The 17,047-nt window shown below is 65.7% G+C and carries 15 protein-coding genes; 8 read left to right on the plus strand and 7 right to left on the minus strand.

Going from position 1 to position 17,047, the window contains the following annotated elements:
• Together U0177_RS11565 and U0177_RS11570 are read right to left on the minus strand one after the other, a co-directional pair.
• Positions 1-905 (minus strand): hypothetical protein (locus U0177_RS11565; RefSeq protein ID WP_409570783.1); only part of this gene is annotated, 905 nt, incomplete at its 3' end.
• 551 nt (positions 906-1,456) lie between these two features.
• The gene (locus tag U0177_RS11570) at positions 1,457-2,740 is read right to left on the minus strand and encodes a glycosyltransferase family protein (RefSeq protein ID WP_409570784.1); all 1,284 of its coding nucleotides are present in this window, start codon (positions 2,738-2,740) and stop codon (positions 1,457-1,459) included.
• Between the two features lie 376 nt (positions 2,741-3,116).
• On the opposite strand from U0177_RS11570, the gene U0177_RS11575 reads away from it, so the two are divergent.
• From U0177_RS11575 to U0177_RS11590, 4 genes are all read left to right on the plus strand, one after another.
• The gene (locus tag U0177_RS11575; protein WP_409570785.1) at positions 3,117-3,707 is read left to right on the plus strand and encodes a hypothetical protein; all 591 of its coding nucleotides are present in this window, start codon (positions 3,117-3,119) and stop codon (positions 3,705-3,707) included.
• Positions 3,708-3,821: 114 nt separating this feature from the next.
• Complete coding sequence (locus U0177_RS11580) at positions 3,822-4,262, plus strand: cupin domain-containing protein (protein WP_409570786.1); 441 nt, start codon at positions 3,822-3,824, stop codon at positions 4,260-4,262.
• A gap of 295 nt (positions 4,263-4,557) precedes the next feature.
• Positions 4,558-7,107 carry an IPT/TIG domain-containing protein gene (locus U0177_RS11585; protein ID WP_409570787.1) on the plus strand — a complete coding sequence of 850 codons (2,550 nt, stop codon included), beginning with the start codon at positions 4,558-4,560 and terminating at the stop codon, positions 7,105-7,107.
• 25 nt (positions 7,108-7,132) lie between these two features.
• Positions 7,133-7,390 carry a Uma2 family endonuclease gene (locus tag U0177_RS11590; protein ID WP_409570788.1) on the plus strand — a complete coding sequence of 86 codons (258 nt, stop codon included), beginning with the start codon at positions 7,133-7,135 and terminating at the stop codon, positions 7,388-7,390.
• 425 nt (positions 7,391-7,815) lie between these two features.
• On the opposite strand, the gene U0177_RS11595 is transcribed toward U0177_RS11590, so the two are convergent.
• The 3 genes from U0177_RS11595 to U0177_RS11605 form a co-directional block, all read right to left on the minus strand.
• Positions 7,816-8,178, minus strand: coding sequence for a DUF2200 domain-containing protein (locus tag U0177_RS11595; RefSeq protein WP_409570789.1), 363 nt, complete (start codon positions 8,176-8,178; stop codon positions 7,816-7,818).
• 330 nt (positions 8,179-8,508) lie between these two features.
• Positions 8,509-9,462: an alpha/beta hydrolase gene (locus tag U0177_RS11600; RefSeq protein WP_409570790.1), complete on the minus strand. Its 954-nt coding sequence runs from the start codon at positions 9,460-9,462 to the stop codon at positions 8,509-8,511.
• 65 nt (positions 9,463-9,527) lie between these two features.
• Positions 9,528-10,361, minus strand: coding sequence for an MBL fold metallo-hydrolase (locus U0177_RS11605; RefSeq protein ID WP_409570791.1), 834 nt, complete (start codon positions 10,359-10,361; stop codon positions 9,528-9,530).
• Between the two features lie 318 nt (positions 10,362-10,679).
• On the opposite strand from U0177_RS11605, the gene U0177_RS11610 reads away from it, so the two are divergent.
• The 4 genes from U0177_RS11610 (at position 10,680) to lepB (ending at position 14,478) form a co-directional block, all read left to right on the plus strand.
• The gene (locus tag U0177_RS11610; RefSeq protein WP_409570792.1) at positions 10,680-11,246 is read left to right on the plus strand and encodes a DinB family protein; all 567 of its coding nucleotides are present in this window, start codon (positions 10,680-10,682) and stop codon (positions 11,244-11,246) included.
• A gap of 168 nt (positions 11,247-11,414) precedes the next feature.
• Positions 11,415-11,918, plus strand: coding sequence for a MarR family winged helix-turn-helix transcriptional regulator (locus U0177_RS11615; RefSeq protein ID WP_409570793.1), 504 nt, complete (start codon positions 11,415-11,417; stop codon positions 11,916-11,918).
• 64 nt (positions 11,919-11,982) lie between these two features.
• Positions 11,983-13,614, plus strand: coding sequence for a DHA2 family efflux MFS transporter permease subunit (locus U0177_RS11620; RefSeq protein ID WP_409570794.1), 1,632 nt, complete (start codon positions 11,983-11,985; stop codon positions 13,612-13,614).
• 309 nt (positions 13,615-13,923) lie between these two features.
• Complete coding sequence (gene lepB, locus U0177_RS11625; RefSeq protein ID WP_409570795.1) at positions 13,924-14,478, plus strand: signal peptidase I; 555 nt, start codon at positions 13,924-13,926, stop codon at positions 14,476-14,478.
• Positions 14,479-14,766: 288 nt separating this feature from the next.
• On the opposite strand, the gene U0177_RS11630 is transcribed toward lepB, so the two are convergent.
• Together U0177_RS11630 and htpG are read right to left on the minus strand one after the other, a co-directional pair.
• Positions 14,767-15,060, minus strand: a complete 294-nt coding sequence (locus tag U0177_RS11630) for a GlsB/YeaQ/YmgE family stress response membrane protein (RefSeq protein WP_409570796.1) — start codon at positions 15,058-15,060, stop codon at positions 14,767-14,769.
• A gap of 111 nt (positions 15,061-15,171) precedes the next feature.
• Complete coding sequence (htpG, locus tag U0177_RS11635) at positions 15,172-17,034, minus strand: molecular chaperone HtpG (protein ID WP_409570797.1); 1,863 nt, start codon at positions 17,032-17,034, stop codon at positions 15,172-15,174.
• Positions 17,035-17,047 lie beyond the last annotated feature (13 nt).

Genomic DNA, 17,047 nt, shown 5'->3' on the forward strand with positions numbered 1-17,047 from the left:
CGAAACGCGCCGTGGCCGGCGCTGGCTGGCGGCTCGGCGGCTTCGGCGGCCAGCGCGGCGACTCGCTCGACGGCGGCGGCGTACTGGTCGGCCAGCGCCGGGTTCACGGCGGCCATTGGCGCAGTGTACTCGCGCAGCTCGTCGAGGTCGTCGGCCATGGTGCGCGGCGGGCCAGGCACTTCGGCGCAGCCGTGCAGCCCCGCCAGGCGCGCGCCGGCATCGCGCAGCCAGCGCTCGCGCAGCCCGGCGTCTTCTTTGGGGTCGAAGGCCAGGTCGTTCAGCTCGGCGCCGCCCTGCACCTCATCCTGGAGCAGCAGGTGAGCGTCGGGCCAGTAGGCCAGCGGCGGCAGCACGCGCGGCATGCCTGGGTTGCGCTCGCGCGCATCGTGCAGCGCGGTGATCGTCGCCAGCGATTGCTCGCCGCCCTCTCGCAGCAGCTTGCCAAAGAATGTCTGCGGCCCGGCGCTGGTGTCGAGGTCGTAGCGAAACACGCAGCGCACGCCTGGCCGGTAGCGCACCGGCGCGATCGTGCAGCCGTTGATCGTAGTTTCCGGCAGCAGCGTGGCGAAGCGCGCGCGCATCGCATCGGGGCTGGTGGCCTCGGCCATCCACGGCAGATGAGGGTCGTCGGTATACAAGCGGTGGTGCGCGCCGTCGGGCGTGATCTCGAGCACGCCGATCGTCGGCTCGGCGGGGGCGCCTGGCCGCTCGGCGCTCAGCGCGTAGGTGGTGACGCAGCGCGCGTGCGGCTGGTACTTGGTATCCTGCAGCTTGATCTTGCCTATGCTGATCGGGCCGGCCGACTCTGCCGGCCAGTGCTCGGCAAACAGGCGCGCCACTGCGTCAAGATCAAACGCAAGCGGCAGCGCGGGCAGCTGTGGGTCGAACGAAAATTGCTGGCTCATCGTCCCCCCATTGAGTAGCATATAGGGCTTACTTGGCGCTCTCAGCCTTCGGCAGAGCGGTACTCTTTCCGCATCGTATGCAATTTTCCACGCTCCGCGCGGAAAATTGCATACAGAAGGTGAACCAGTACCATGCTGCCGCAGGCTCAATCTCGTACCTTGGGGAAGCCGAGTCACGCAAGTGCGTAACTCCTAAGCATTATGAGTGCAGGCTGCAGATAGCGCTATTCTACACCTTTTTGTCAGCGTTAGCCATATCACCAGGGCCGTGGCCGGCCAAAAAAAACATGCCGATCTTTCGTGCCCTAATGTTGGCGCTTTACGCCAACATTGAGGCACCAGGAATAAAAAGTACCGCTCTGCCAAGGGCAAAACGCCCACCGCGTCCCTCGTGTTATACCAAATTCGCTTGATGGCGTACACTTTGGTGGGGGTTTGTGGGCGGCTTCGCCGCCCCCCAAATTATGATTTTGTTGCACGACGTGGCTTCGCCACGTCGTGCAACACAATCACTACGTGATCAAGCGAACAGCGTGTGAATCAGCCCCGCCCTATGCCGGCAGCGTCAGCGCCGGCAGGCGCAGCCCCAGCTCGAGCGTATCGAGCATACTGGCCTCCTCGGCGGCGGACTGCATCATCTCCAGGATCATCCTGGCCGATCCGTTGATGCCATCGACATCGGGCCGCGTCTCCGCGCTCATGCGCGGGCCGCGATCGAGCGCGGCGCACACCTGCGCGGCCACATTCGCGCTCTCCAGCTCGTCGGGGTCGATCATCTCGACCCAGCCGCGCTCGGCGAATAGCCGCGCGCGCATCCGCTGCTCGGCGCTGGGGCCACGGCGCGGGATCAGCACGGCGCGCTTGCCCGAGCGCAGGATCTCCATGGTGGTGTTGTAGCCCGCCATCGCCACCGTCAGGTCGGCCGCCTCGATATAGCTGATCGGGTCGTTCACCGAGATCGACACACGCGCCGGCAGGCCGCGGCTGCGCGCCTCAAGGTCGCGGCGCTGCTCGGCCGGCATGAACGGCCCGGCCACAATCGCCAGGTACACTTTCTGCTGCGCGCTGATCGCCGGCAGCGCGTCGAGCATCGCGCGCATCATCGGGTAGGCGTCGGCGCCGCCGCCGGCCATCGCGACGATCAGCTTCGTCTGGGTGTCGCCGCTGGGGATGTACTTGGCGCGCGCGCGCGCGGTGTAGCGCGCGGTCTGCGGCGTGCAGACATACCCGGTGTACTGGATGCGCTCGCGCACGCTCGCCGAGAAGCCGTACTGCTCGGCCAGGTCGAACACCTCGCGCTTGCCGTACACCAGCACGCTGTCGTAGTAGCGCTCGATCGCCTCATACGCGCCCTCGACATCCCAGCGCCGCCGCACGACCTCGGGCGCGTCGAGGATGTCGCGCAGCCCCAGCACGATCCGCGTCGGCGCGCCGCTGGCGCGCAGCGCATCGAGCGTCGGCAGCAGCTCGCCCATCGCGCCGTGCGGCATATGGTCGACAAGCAAGACATGCGGCTGGTAGCTCATCACCGCGCTGCGGATCAGCTCGCGGCGCATGCCCGACACAGCCTCGAATGGCATCGGCAAGCTCACCGCGCGCCAGTCGCCGGGGCCGGCCTTGAAGATCGACGGCAGCTTCAGGTAATCGTGGTTGGCGCTGGTCTCGAAAAACTGGCCAAGGCGCGAGTCAGCCATTGTGAGAATGGCCGCGTCGGGGCGCTCGCGCACGATCTGGTTGGCGATCGATGTGGTGCGGCGCATATGCCCGAGGCCGAAACCATCCTGCGAGTACATCATCATTCGCGGTGCTGTCTGCTGGCTGTTCGCGCTGCTCATGTCGGTGCTCCCTCCGCGTATGGTTCGATTTCCGTGCGGTTAGCATATCCGAGCACGCGCCGATCTCAATGATATTTTTCACACCGTGTGATCTGTTTGTTAACTCTCAGAGCCTGTTTGAAAAGAGGGTGCGCAAGGGGCATCGCCCCTCGTACTTCCTTCTGGCAGGTGGCGGCCACATTCGCGGCCGCCACCCGCCAGAATGAGTGATATTTGGAGGGACTTCGTCCCTCCAAACCACCCTTTTCAGGCAGCTTCTCAAATCAGCTCTGTTTGATCGCTCCTTACAGCACGCAGTCAGCAAACCGCAACATTTGCGCCAGGCCATTCGTCATCATAAATAGCAGTACGTACGATCTCGTAGCGAGGAGGCTTCATGAACCCCAACTACTCCGAGCAAGATACCGAGCGCGCGCGCCAGGCCGAGCGCTCTTCAGCCGGCCTGCAGACGCAGCAGCTGAGCGCTGCTTCCTACACCACTCCAGCGCGGCCGCTGGCCAACAACCGCAACAACACGCTGGCGCTGGGCCTGATCGCCGTTGGCATGCTGCTGTTTCTAGGGCGCCTCGGCCCGCTGCACGTCGAGTACGAAGGCGGCATGGTGCTGCTGACAATCGCCAGCTGCTTTTTGTTCTTCTCGTTCTGGAAGCGGATCTACGGCCTGCTGATCCCCGGCGGCATTCTTGCCGGCCTGAGCATGGGCGTGGCCTTCGCCGATATGACCAACGGCGTGTCGGTGCTGTGGGGCCTGGCGCTCGGCTTCATGGCGGTGCTGTTCGGCGGCCGGATCCTGTTCAACAAGCAGAGCGCGTGGCCGGCGATCCCGGCGGTGGTCTTGTTCGCCATCGGCACGATCGTCGCGGTCGCCAGCTTGCCCGGCCTGTTCGCCGGCGGGCTGGTGTGGCTGCCGCTGCTGCTGATCGGCGCCGGCCTGTACCTTGGCTGGGGCCGCAGCAGGCTGGCCTGAGCGCGCGCCAAAGCCTGGCGGCCGCAACCTCTCCCGCGCTGCGGGAGAGGTTTTTTGCTGGCGGCGCGGCCAATCGTGGTACAATCGGGCCGATGATGAGGGAGCACCATACCTATGAGCGACATCCGCCAGTTCGGCACCGAGATGAGCCATCCCATCCAGCGCCCCGGCGCGCGCGGCGTGCAGGCCTCGGTGATCCTGCTGCCAGCCGCAATCGCCGCCCTGATGACCGAGGCCGATATGGCCGAGCGCTACCAGGGCCTGCCGGTTATTCTCGACCAGCCAGTGGCTGTGTTCGGGCTATTCTTCGACGCCGACGCCACGCTCGATGAGCACGCCGCCGAGTACCCGATCCTGTTCATGGTGATCGGCGGCAGCGGCTACGTGCGCGTGGGCGGCGCCAGCGCGCCCGCCGAGCGCGTACACGCGGGCTACGCCGTGCTCTGGCCCGCCGATACCCCGCACCTAGCCTGGACCGACGGCGAGCCGATGCAGGCGATTGCGCTTGAGTTCCCTGCGGCTAGCCCCACGCCGCTCGATGCGCTCGAAGGCTAATACCAACTCCGCCTTTTGCACTGCGCTGCCTGGCTTTGCCGGGCAGCGCAGTGCAAAGCCAAATTTCGCGGGCGGCTTCGCTGCCCCCGAACCCCACATACGGCGAGCAATTAGCAGGATAACGTCTGTCGACCCTTCCCCCTACCCCTCACCTGACAGGGGAGGGGGTAGGGGTGAGGGCCGACGTTGCACGAGCCCTGTGGCCACGTACGGCGAGCTATCGTACGCGGCCGGTTCGTGCTACAATACCACTGCCCGCATGTTGTGCGAAGAATCACTGCCGATAGGAGATCGCATGGACATGCTCCTCGCACGATCTAGCCGCAGCGCGCGCCGCCTGAGCACCCTGCTACTGGCCACGGCGCTGCTTGCACCGGCGCTCGCGGCCCAGGCCGCGCCAACTACCTTTCTCGTCACCAAGTTCAGCGATAGCATCGACGGCGCGTGCGACAGCTCCGACTGCTCGCTGCGCGAGGCGCTGATCGCGGCAAACAATAACCCCGGCGCCGATACGATCGTCGTGCCCGCCGGCAGCTACACGCTGTCGATCGCCGGTGCGGGCGAGGATTTTGCGGCCAGCGGCGACCTCGACATCCGCGACGCGCTGACGATCAGCGGCTCGGGCACAGCGACGATCGGCGTCGCCAATGGCTGGGACGACCGGGTCATCCACGTGCTGCCCGGCGTCGCGGCGACGCTCGGCCACCTGACGATTGCGGGCGGCAAGCAGGCCGGCGGCAATGGCGGCGGCATCCTGAATGAGGGCACGCTCACGTTCAGCGACGGCACAGTGAGCAACAATAGCGCCGCGAGCGGCGGCGGCATCGCCAACACCGGCACGCTCGCGCTCTGGCGCACCACCGTGAGCAACAACGCGTCGAGCGGCGCGCTCGGCGGCGGCGGCATCGCCAACGCCGGCACGCTCACGCTCTACGCCAGCAGCATCAGCGGCAACAGCGCGCCTGGCGGCAGCGGCGGCGGCATTGTGGCAGCCGGCGCAACCAGCATCGGCGCCAGCACGATCGGCGGCAACAGCGCCAGCGCCGGCGGCGGCCTGAGCCTGGCCGCCACGGCGACGATCACCGAGACGACGATCAGCAGCAATAGCGCCAGCGGCAATGGCGGCGGCGTGTACAGCAGCGCCCCGCTCACCCTGGCCGAAAGCACCCTCAGTGGCAACAGCGCCAGCGGCAATGGCGGCGGCATCTTCAACACCGGCACGCTCGCGCTCACAAACGCCACGCTCAGCGGCAACAGCGCCACCAGCGGCGGCGGGCTGGCCAACAGCGGCGGCGCCACGCTCGCCAGCGCCACGATCGCGCGCAACAGCGCCAGCAATGGCCTCGGCGGCGGCGTGCTCAACGGCGCCGGTAAGTCGGCGGCGCTGCGCAACACCCTGCTGGCCGAAAATAGCGGAGCGACCGCGCCCGACTGCTCGGGTACGCTCACTTCGCAAGGCTACAACCTGGTGGGCGTCGTAGCAGGCGCCTGCGTGGTGCCCGCCGCCAGCGGCGACAAGCTCAACCAGGAGGCGCTGCTCGCCGGGCTTGCGAACAACGGCGGCCCAACCCGCACCCACGCGCCGCTGGCGGTGTCGCCGGCGCTCGACGCCGGCAACCCGGCCACGCCGGGCAGCGGCGGCAACGCCTGCCCGGCCAGCGACCAGCGCGGCGTGGCGCGCCCGCAAACCGGGCGCTGCGATATTGGCGCATTCGAGCTGCCCGGCGTCACGATCGTCGATTTCGCCTTTCAGCCGGCCAACCTGGTGGTGCAGGCCGGCACCACCGTGCGCTGGAAGAACACCGCCGCGACCAGCCATACCACGATCAGCGACCCCAACGGCTTCGAGAATTGGGTTTCGCCGCTGCTGGGCACCGGCGACGTATTTCTGCACACCTTTGGCAACAACGGCAGCTACAACTACCACTGCTCGATCCACACCGGCATGACCGGCAAGATCACCGTGGTCGGCAGCTCCGTTCCCACCACGCCGCTGCTCAGCAGCATCAGCCCGAACAACGCCGCCGCCGGCAGCCCCGAGCTAACACTCACGCTGAACGGGCTGAACTTCGACCAGAGCGCGACTGTCGACTGGAACGGCGCGGCCTTGCAGATCAGCGCGTCGAGCGGCGAGCAGATTGTGGCGAAGGTGCCGGCCGGCCTGCTCGCCAGCGCCGGCTCGGCCAGCGTGCGCGTCGTCAACCCGGATCAGACTGGCGGCGCGTCGAACGCGCTCACATTCACGATCACCAACGTCGCAAAGCCAACCCTCGACGCGCTGAGCCCGGCGTCGGCCACCGCCGGCAGCCCGGCGTTTACGCTCACGCTGCTCGGCAGCAACTTCGACGCCGCCGCGACGGTGGATTGGAACGGAACAACCCTCGCGCCGATCAGCGCGGCGGCCAGCCAGATCACCGTGCAGATACCGGCCAACCTGGTGGCCAGCGCCGGCAGCGCCAGCGTGAAAGTGGTCAACCCGCAGGCCAAAGGCGGCGAGTCGAACACGCGCACCTTCACGATCACAAACGTAGGCGAGAACCCCGTGCCGGCGATTACAAGCATCAGCCCGCGCTCGGCGCCGGTGGGCAGCGGCCCGCTGACGCTGACGATTACCGGCGCGGGGTTCGTGGCCGGCGCAACAGTGCAGTTCGGCAATACAACGCTCACGCCATCGTCGATCGGCAGCGGCCAGATCGTCGTCAGCATCCCGGCCAACCTGCTCGACGAAGTCACCACGCTGAGCGTCAGCGTCACCAACCCCGCGCCGGGCGGCGGGCTCTCAAACGGCGTGCTGTTCCGCGTCGAGCAGCGCTACCTGGCCTACCTGCCGCTGGCGCGCCGCTAGTCGCCGCACCGTCAGCTGCTGTCAGGTGGTACTGCTCCATCTTCTGTATGCGGTTTTCCGCACTCCGCGCAGAAAATCGCATACAATACACGAAACGGACTACGCTGAGGCGGGCGTCCCGGAGTATTGGATCGTTAACCCAATCGAGGCGACAATTACGGAGCTGCGGTTGACAGAGGCGGCCTATCACGAATATGGCGTATTCAAGCGCGGCGAAACCGCGCGCTCGGCGCTTTTGGAGGGTTTCCATGTCGCAGTCGACGATCTGCTCGACGCGCGCTGAGACACTCCGGCGGGCCGGGAGTTTTGTGTAGACCAGCCTACACAACGTGTAGACAAGCCTACACAACGTGTAGACAAGCCTACACAACATGTAGAGAAGTCTACAGAACATGTAGACCAGCCTACACAACATGTAGAGAAGTCTACAGAACATGTAGACTGAGCTGACACACCATGTAGACGAGCCTACACAACATGTAGAGAAGTCTACAGAACATGTAGACCAGCCTACAGAACATGTAGACCAGCCTACAGAACATGTAGACCAGCCTACACAACGTGTAGACTGAGCTGACACAATGTGTAGGCGAGCCGTGATCATTGGTGCGCGGGGGCAGCTGTGTGATCGGATCGGGGTTCGGGGGCGGCTTCGCCGCCCCCGAATTTCTTTTTGTGATGCCCTGCCTGGCGAAGCCAGGCAGGGTATTACGAAGAGACCGGCTGCCGCAGGATTTTGTCCAGCGCCCTGCCCTTTGCAAGCTCATCAATCAGCTTATCGAGGTAGCGAATATTGCGCATGAGCGGATCTTCGATCTCTTCCACGCGCACCCCGCACACTACACCTTTGATCAGCGCGGTGTTTGGATTGATCAGCGGCGCCTGGGCAAACAAGGTCTCGAAGTCACTCTCATGTTCGATGTGCCGCTGGAGCTCCGTCTGGCTGTAGCCGGTCAACCAGCAGACGATCTGGTCGACCTCTTCTTTCGTGCGGTTTTTACGCTCTGCTTTCTGAATGTATAGCCGGTATACACCTGAGAATCTCGTTCCGAAGATCCGGTGCTGAGTCATGGTCACTCCTCCAGTCGCACAAGGCTCGATAGACCTGCGCTGCGGGCGCTGCCAGCAATTGATACCAATTGGTGGGGGTTTGGGGGCGGTTTCGCCGCCCCCAAATTTCTTAGAGCCTGTTTGAAAAGGGGGTGCGCGAGGGGCTATGCCCCTCGCACTTCCTTCTGGCGGGTGGCGGCCACGAATGTGGCCGCCACCCGCCAGAACAATGGATACTGGAGGGACTTCGTCCTCCAAACCACCCTTTTCAAACAGCTTCTTATTGTGTTGCACGACGTGGCTTCGCCACGTCGTGCAACACGATCTATACGTGATCAAGCGAACAGCGTATCACAGCTTGAGCGCCCGCCGAGCAGCGCTGACCTGATCGCGTGCGGCAGCCTGCGTCATCCACGCAGCAGGAACCATCTGAAACCCATGGTACGCGCCTGGGTACACATGCAGCTCTGTTGGCACGCCGGCGTAGAGCAGGCGCCGGGCATACTCCATGTTCTCCTCGAGAAAAAGGTCAAGCGCGCCTACGGCAATGAAGGCGGGCGGAAGGTTCGCCACATTCTCCGCTCGAGCGGCGGCCGCATAGGCCGATACGCCACTGCTGCCAGGCTCCTGGCCGAGCAGCGCCGCCCAGGCGAAGCGGTTTGACTCGCGCGTCCAGATGAACTCGCCGGTGTACGGGTGCGGCGTGTCGCGCGCGGCGGTGCGATCGTCGAGCATAGCGGCGATGAGCAGCTGAAAGGCAAGCGGTATCTCGCCACGGTCGCGGGCAAGCAGCGCGAGCGCTGCCGCAAGGCCGCCGCCGGCGCTTCCGCCGCCAACCGCCAGCCGGCCGGAGTCGACGCCCAGCTCTGCCGCGTTGGCGTAGAGCCAGCTCAGTACGGCGTAGCAGTCCTCGAGCGGGCCGGGAAAGGTGGCCTCGGGAGCCAGGCGGTAGTCCACCGACACCAAGACGCAGCCAAGCTCGGCGGCCAGCGCCCGGGCGCGTACATCCTCAAGCTCGACATTGCCGCCGACATAGCCGCCGCCGTGGAGCCAGAGTATGCCAGCGGTCGGCTGTGCTGGCTGCGCCGGCTGGTACAGAAAAATACGGACATCCGGCGCGCCTGCGGGGCCGGGCACGTAGCGCTCGCGAATGGTAAGGTTGGGCGATTCGCGCACGGGCATGCTCGCGACCATCGCGGCGGTGCGCGCCCGGTTTGTGGCCAGGCTTTCTGATGTAAGTGGGGTGGAAGGGAGCAGGTCGAGCAGCGCGAGCAGCGCGGGATCGACCAGGTGACGGCTGTTCATGGGCAATACCTCTGTAGCAGTTCCTGCGGGCTAGCCGGGAGCGCGTGCGTCGTTTCCCCAGCGGCTCAGCCCGCGTACAGGTACAGCTCGCCGGGCGCGAGCATATGGCAGCGCTGAAATGGCGCGCGGCGGTCGATCTCCTCGAACAGCATCCCCGCGCCGACGCGATTCTCGGCAAACAGATCGTTGTGGATGCCGATCAGCACGCGCGCGCCCAGCCGCACCGCCATCTCGGCCGCCTCGCCCGGCCACATGTTGCCGGTGATCTCCTGCTGCTCGCGGAAGTAGTCGCGGCCGTTGATCGGCAGCAGCGCAAGGTCGATCGGCGTGCCCGCCAGCGCCTCAAAGATCTGCGGGATGGCGATCGTATCGCCCGAGTGGTACAGCGTCACGCCATTCCATTCGATCAGAAAGCCCATCCAGCGCGAGCGGCCCTCCGAGTCGACCTCGTAGCTATAGTGCGCGGCCGGAATAGCTGTGTAGGCCAGCTCGCCAAGCTGCGTGCGCTCGCCCAGGCGCGGCAGCACAATGCGCTCGTCGGGCACATCGGCCGCCAGCGCGATCTCGCGGCCCTGCGGCGATGTCACCAGCAGCGCGTGCGGCGAAGCGGCCATCAGCGGGCCAAGCGTCGGCGCGTCGGCGTGGTCCATGTGCTCGTGGGTGGCGAACACCACGCGGGCGTGGCGCACCGCGCCGGGCGCCAGCGGGCTCGGGAAGCGCCGCGCCGGCCCGCCGCTCTCGGTGATCGAGTCCGATAGGTACGGGTCGATATACGCAACAGTATCGCCGCCCTTCAGCGCAAAGCCGGCCTGCCCCAACGACCACAGCGCCAGCTGCCCGGCCGGCACCGCCAGCCGGTCGATCTGCGCGAGCAGCGCCGCGCCCGATAGCATTGCCATGATTCCTCCTTTAATTCCAATGAAGCCTATTGTACCAGCTCCCGGCGCGCGTAATACCCTGGCCGCGCCGATCGTCTTGATCATGACACAAACTTTCAATTATAGGATTTACGCGCTGCCCTTCCCAGTGGGAGGCTTGGAGGGCGCAAGCCATCCAAAGCCACTCTTTTTGGCAGGTCGCTGCCACGGCGGCGGCAGCGACCTGCCAAAAAAAGAAGTTTTCGGGGCGGCAAAGCCGCCCCTGAACCCCCACCACGTAATCTGAGCACAAAAGAAAGTACAGTACCCTGCTGCCGCAGGTAGAAGGAGCTAGCCACAATGGAGACACCCACCGACAAGCAGACGCTGCTGGCGGCGCTGGCGCAGGGGCGGGCGGAATGGGAAGCCGTGCTTGCGCGTGTCGACCTTGCGCACATGCATGTGCCAGGCGTCGACGGCGAGTGGTCGATCTGCGAGGTGCTGGCGCACGTGACGGCCTACGAAGAGTACGCGGCGGCGCACAGCCGCGACATGCTCGAGCACGGGCAGATCGCTGCCGCGCATGTCGCCGCGCTCGACGCATACCACACCGCCGAGCTGGCGCGCTACCGCGGCGCGCACCCCGAGCTGCCCGGCGACATAAACCAGCTGCCGAGCGAGCAGCTCAACGCCCTGTTTGTGTACGAGCACGCCGGCCGCGCCCCCGCCGAGGCGCTTGCGCTCGGCCGCAGCGCCTACGACGCGCTCTACAGCGCGGTATCGCAGCTCGGCGAAGACAGCCTGGCGCAGCCGCACACACTCTTCAACGGCCGCTCGCTCGTGCAGATCCTGCCGTTTCAGTCGTATCGCCACTACCAGAAGCACGCACAGGCGATCGAGGGCTGGCTAGATGCGCAACATGCTTGACATGCACCCGCGCACAGTCTATAATTTGCCAGCAAATGATTAGGGTACATAGCATTATCCCTAGCTTCCACGAGCTACGCAGAAGCGACTGCCGATAGCACGAGCGGTAGTGCCGGGCACAGCGCCCGGCACTACCGCTCGTGCTGTCCGCGCGAGTGATCGAGAACAATGAACGAACTACAGCGCGCGGCGCTCGAGCTGCGCATCCTCTGCTCGATCCTGACGCGGCTGGTCGGGCGCGATCTCGAGCAGCGCCTGCAGGCCTATGGCCAGCCAATTAGCACCCTGCAGTACGCGATCTTGCGCATGCTCAGCCACCAGCGCTATACCATTAGCGAGCTAAGCCGCAAGCTGCTGCTGGCGCCGGCCACGCTGGTGCCGTCGGTCGACGGTCTCGAGCGCCACGAGCTGGTGGCGCGCAGCCACGACCCGCGCGACCGCCGGCGCACGCCGCTTGAGCTTACCGCTCGCGGCAGCGCGCTGCTTGGCGACGTGCCGCCGGTGGGCGATGACGACGGGCTGGTGCGCAGCCTCGCCGCCATGGGCGCCGAGAAGCACCAGCTGCTGTTGGCGTTGGTGCGCGAATTGCTCGAAGGTATGCCCGAAAGCGGCGGCGCCGCCGCCGAGATCGCCGCGATGGTCGCGCTCCAGGCCGAGCCAGGCAATGCCTGAGCAGCGCCCGCAGCGCGCGGCCGGCGCATAGGTTGAAGAGAAGCAGAAGAAGGAGCAACTGATCATGGCGTATGGCGCGGCCCCCGCCCAGCCTCAGCCGGAGGGGCGGTTGGCCTACAAGTGGAAGGTGCTGATCTCGGTCATCTTTGGCATCTTCATGATCATCCTGGATACCACGGTGGTGAACGTGGCATTCCAGACGATTCGGCGCGAGTACAACACCAGCCTGAACAACGCGCAGTGGATCATCAGCATCTACACGCTGGCGCTGGGCATTGCCACGCCGCTGTCGGGCTTTCTCGCCGATCGCTTCGGCATCAAGCGCATGTATGTCGGCGGCCTGGCCGCCTTTGTGTTCGGCTCGCTGCTCTGCGGCCTGGCGCCGACGATCTCGTCGAGCATCTGGCTGCTGGTGGCGGCACGCGCGGTGCAGGGCTTCGGCGGCGGCATCGCGCAGCCGCTTGGCTCGGCGCTGCTGTTCAGCACCTTCCCGCCCAAAGAGCAAGGCACCGCGCTCGGCATCTTCGGCATCGCGCTGGTGGTGGCGCCGGCGCTCGGGCCGATCATGGGCGGCCTGCTGGTCGATCAGGGCGTGTGGCGCTGGATCTTCTTTATCAACATCCCGATCGGCATCGTGGGCGTGTTCCTGGCCTCGCGCTTCCTGCGCGAGCGCAGGCCCGAGCGCATCCCCGCGCTCGACCCGCTCGGCCTGGTCACTGCGGTGGTGGGCTTTGGCTCGGTGCTGTACGCCGCGTCGGTCGCCGCCGACCAGGGCTGGGGCGCCGCGAATGTGCTGCTCTGGTTCGCCGTCGGCGGCGTCTCGCTCGTCGCATTCGCGATCGTCGAGCTGTTTGTGGCCAAAGAGCCGCTGCTGAACCTGCGGCTCTTCGGCAACAGCACCTTTCTCACCGCCAGCCTGATCGGCTACGTCACGGTGATCGGCCTGTTCGGCGCCGAGTTCCTGCTGCCGGTGTACCTGCAGGCGCTGCGCGGGCGCACCGCGCTACAGACCGGCTTTATCCTGCTGCCGCTGGCGCTCACCTCGGGCGTGATCACGCCGCTGGCCGGGCGGCTCTACGACCGCATCGGCCCGCGCATGCTGATCACCACAGGCTTCGCGCTGCTGGCGATCAATACCTGGCAGCTCTCGAAGATCCAGGCCGACACGCCGATCGCGACGCTGCTGATGCTGCTGGCGCTGCGCGGCGCGGCGCTGGGGCTCACGGTGCAAACCACGTTCGCCACTGCGCTGGCGGCGGTGCCGCGCCAGGCGCTGGCGCGCGGCTCGTCGCTGATCAATGGCACGCGCTTCGTGGTGCAGTCGCTCGGCGTGGCCATCCTGGCCACCGTGCTGGCCAGCGCGCTTTCACCGGCGGTGAAGGCCCAGAGCCGCCAGTTCCAAGAGCAGGCCGGCCAGCGCGCCGCTAGCGCGCCGTTCGGCCTGTGCGAGACGCCAGGCGTGCCCGCCGACCAGAATGTGCCGCCAGGCGTGCCCGCAGTGGCGCGCGCGCAGGCGCTGGCGGGCGTGCAGCAGGCATGCCGCGAAAACCTGGTGGGATTCGAGCGCACCTACCTGCTCACATTTTATGTCGCGCTGGCCGCAGTTGTGATCGGGCTGTTCATGCCCGGCTGGCCATTCCGCTGGGCCGGGCGCGGCGCCGCCGGCGAGGCCCCGCCAACACCCGCAGCCCACTAATAGTAAATTCAGCCGAACACTTGCTGTAGGGTGGAGGTTCGGGGGCGGCTGCGCCGCCCCCGAACTTCTTTTTGCACTGCGTGGCGAAGCCGGGCGCCGCCATGCATTCCTACGCCCGCTGGTACAAATATTGCGAATGCCGATCGTAATGCATGCGGCGACGTGGCGCGTATCGTATTGTGATCGAACTGAAACCATTGCACACGGAGGCAGCATGCTAGAATACATATGTATGAAGCGCGTGTTAAGGGAGTCATGCGGTTGAGTGATGAATCCAAGCCAGGCCGGCCCCGGCGCGGCGCACAGCTTTTGGAAATCGCCTGGACCGGCGTGCAGGCGCTGGTGCTGTTCCTGGTGCTCTCGGCACTGGTCGGGCGCTTTGAAGTGCACCAGATCAGCATGGAGCCCACATTCCACGAAGGCCAGCGCGTCCTGGTAAGCAAGCTAGACAGCCTGTGGTCGAACCTGGTGGTAGGCACCGCGCACGCCGCCGACTCACGGCACAGCTCGCCATTCGCCCTGCAGCGCGGCCAGGTGGTGGTGTTCTACCGTACCCCCGCGCGCGACGAAGACGCGCTGATCAAACGCGTGATCGGCCTGCCCGGCGACACACTCGAGATCCGCGATGGCCAGGTGCTCGTCAATGGTGCCGCGCTCGACGAGCCGTACATCCACGGCATCGACACGAGCTGCAACGCAACCTGCGGGCCGCTGACGCTCGCCGCCGATGAGTATTTCATGATGGGCGACAATCGCGTGAATAGCCTGGACTCGCGCAGCTTCGGCCCGATCAATGCCGGCCAGATCGTCGGGCATGTGGTGCTGCGCTACTGGCCGCTCGGCGATATCGAGTTCTTTCCGTAGGGTGTAGCTCAACCGCCGCGAGAGCGTATACCAGCTCAATTTGATCACGGTTGTTTAGCAATGCGCTGCCCGGCTTCGCCGGGCAGCGCATTGCTAAACAAAAATTTGGGGGCGGCTTTGCCGCCCCCGAACCCTCGGCATTCAACGCTCCGAGAGGAAAATTCGGGGGCGGCTTTGCCGCCCCTGAACCCTCGGCATTCAACGCTCCGAGAGGAAAATTCGGGGGCGGCTTTGCCGCCCCCGAACCCTCGGCATTCAACGCTCCGAAATGTGGAGCGACGCCCGGCGCTAGCGATAGCGTCGCCGGCGGTAGTACGGCCGGCGCACCGCGCTCAGGATCGCCAGCAGGATCACCGCGCCAAGGATCGACCAGACGATCTCGATCCGGAAGCCCTCGATCGTCACCGGCAGCAGCGAAGGCAGACCCAGGCGCGGCGCCAGCCATGTACCAATCAGCGCGCCCAGAAAGCCGATCGCCACCGACGCCAGAAACCCGCCAGGGCTGTAGCCCACCAGCGCCTCGGCGATGCCGCCACAGATTGCCCCGACCAGGATAAGTAGCAACAGGCCAACCAGAGTCATCGGTTTGCTCCTTCGGTAGCATCAACATCCTGGTATACCAAAAGCAGAAAGCGTGCCAGAAGCAGCGCGGCTGCGCAGCCTGCACCTGCCCCAACTCCTGCGCACAGGCGCCTAGCCGCGCCTGGCCGCCGCCTCCATCAGCTTCTGGATGCGCTCGACCATAGCGGCCGGGTTGGGGTGCAAACCCTCGATCAGCAGCGCGCTCTCGTAGATCTGCTCGATCAGCGCGCCGGCCAGCGGGTCAGATGGGCTCGCCTCGAGCAGGCGCGCCAGGTCGGCGATCAGCGCGTGGCCGCGGTTCAGCTCGATGATCCGCGCGGGCACCTTGAAATCGCGCTCGAGCATGCGCTGGATGCGCTCCATCTCGCGATTGGGCGCATCGTCGGGCGACACCAGCCGCGCCGGGCTGGTGCGCAGCACATTCGAAGCGCGCACGCTGGCCACGCGCTCGCCAAGCTGCTGTTTGAACGCATTCACCAGCTGCGCGAACTGCTCGTCGGAAACCTGCACCTCGCCAGGCTTGGCCTCGCCCGGCAATGCAAGGTTCGGGTCGTCGACATTGCGCAGCTTGTGGCCCTCGTACTCGCGCAGCCCGCTGAGCATGAAGCCGTCCATCATCTCGACAAACAGCAGCGCCTCGAGCCCGCGCTCTTCAAGCGCCTCGAGGTGCGGGCTATGGCGGATGCTCTCGAGATCGCTGCCCATCACGTAGTAGATCTCGCTCTGGCCGTCGATCATGCGGCTCTTGTACTCGGCCAGCGAGGTCAGGCCATCACCAGATTTGGTGCTGTGGAAGCGCAGCAGCGGCAGCAGGTCGGTGCGCGCGTTCAGCTCGACGGCGATGCCCTCTTTCAGGAACACGCCGAACTCCTTCCAGAACGCGGCATATTTCTCGGCATCGCTCGTAGCCAGCTCGCCCAGCTCTTTTGTGAGCCTGCCGGTGAGCGACTTCTTGATGCGCGCCAGCACCGGGTTGCTCTGCACCATCTCGCGCGACACATTCAGCGGCAAGTCTTCGCTATCGACGACGCCCTCGACGAAGCGGAAGTAGCTGGGCAGCAGGTCCTTGGCTTCTTCCTGGATCAGCACCTTGCGCGAGTACAGCTTGATCTTGCCCTCGATCCGCCGCTCGATCAGGCCGCGCTCGCGGCGCGCCGGCACAAACAGGATCGTATGCAGATCGACCGGCGCGTCGGTCGAGAGGTGCACGTGCAGCAGCGGCTCCTCGAAATCCATCGTCAGCTGGCGGTAGAACTCGGGGTACTTCTCGGCCTCGACATTGCGCGGCTGCTGGCGCCACAGCGCCGTCTGCTGGTTGGCGCGCTCGTCGCCGACATACACCGGCCACGCCACGAAATCGGAGTGTTTCTTGATGATCTGGCGCAGCTTCCAATCCTGCGCAAACTCGGCGGCGTCGTCTTTCAGGCGCAGGATAATCGTGGTGCCGCGCTCGGCGCGCTCGGCCGGCTCGACGGTGAACGTATCGCCGCCGTGCGACCGCCACTGCGCGGCCTCGGCCTCGGGCCGGAACGAGCGCGAGATCACGGTAACCTCGTCGGCCACCACAAACGCCGAGTAGAAGCCCACGCCGAACTGGCCGATGATCTCGCTGCGCTGGCCGGCCTCGAGCCGCTCCATCAGCGCGCGCGCGCTCGACTGCGCAATCGTGCCCAGGTTCTCGATCAGCTCCTCGCGCGTCATACCGATGCCCGTATCGGTGATCGTGATCGTCTTGGCCGCGTCGTCGCCTTGTATGCGAATAGCCAGCTCGGCCTCGGCGTCGCGCACATTCTGGTTCGTCAGCATCTCGAACTGCACGCGGTACAGCGCGTCGGACGCGTTCGAGATCAGCTCGCGTAGAAAGATCTCACGGTCGGTATACAGCGAGTGCGCCAGAATGTGCAGCAGCTGCTTGACTTCGGCGCGGAACGGAACCGGCGTTGGCTCGGTGGCCGCACTGGTTTCAGCTGTCATGTGGGTGCCCTCC

Source organism: Kouleothrix sp., assembly GCF_046328425.1.
In the GTDB taxonomy this organism is placed as follows: domain Bacteria; phylum Chloroflexota; class Chloroflexia; order Chloroflexales; family Roseiflexaceae; genus Kouleothrix.

Excerpts from the sequence above, each read along its gene's own strand:
- U0177_RS11570 (WP_409570784.1), bottom strand. The coding sequence starts at position 2,740 with ATGAGCAGCGCGAACAGCCAGCAGACAGCACCGCGAATGATGATGTAC.
- U0177_RS11575 (WP_409570785.1), top strand. The coding sequence starts at position 3,117 with ATGAACCCCAACTACTCCGAGCAAGATACCGAGCGCGCGCGCCAGGCC.
- U0177_RS11580 (WP_409570786.1), top strand. The coding sequence starts at position 3,822 with ATGAGCGACATCCGCCAGTTCGGCACCGAGATGAGCCATCCCATCCAG.
- U0177_RS11585 (WP_409570787.1), top strand. The coding sequence starts at position 4,558 with ATGGACATGCTCCTCGCACGATCTAGCCGCAGCGCGCGCCGCCTGAGC.
- U0177_RS11595 (WP_409570789.1), bottom strand. The coding sequence starts at position 8,178 with ATGACTCAGCACCGGATCTTCGGAACGAGATTCTCAGGTGTATACCGG.
- U0177_RS11600 (WP_409570790.1), bottom strand. The coding sequence starts at position 9,462 with ATGAACAGCCGTCACCTGGTCGATCCCGCGCTGCTCGCGCTGCTCGAC.
- U0177_RS11605 (WP_409570791.1), bottom strand. The coding sequence starts at position 10,361 with ATGGCAATGCTATCGGGCGCGGCGCTGCTCGCGCAGATCGACCGGCTG.
- U0177_RS11610 (WP_409570792.1), top strand. The coding sequence starts at position 10,680 with ATGGAGACACCCACCGACAAGCAGACGCTGCTGGCGGCGCTGGCGCAG.
- U0177_RS11615 (WP_409570793.1), top strand. The coding sequence starts at position 11,415 with ATGAACGAACTACAGCGCGCGGCGCTCGAGCTGCGCATCCTCTGCTCG.
- U0177_RS11620 (WP_409570794.1), top strand. The coding sequence starts at position 11,983 with ATGGCGTATGGCGCGGCCCCCGCCCAGCCTCAGCCGGAGGGGCGGTTG.
- U0177_RS11630 (WP_409570796.1), bottom strand. The coding sequence starts at position 15,060 with ATGACTCTGGTTGGCCTGTTGCTACTTATCCTGGTCGGGGCAATCTGT.
- htpG (WP_409570797.1), bottom strand. The coding sequence starts at position 17,034 with ATGACAGCTGAAACCAGTGCGGCCACCGAGCCAACGCCGGTTCCGTTC.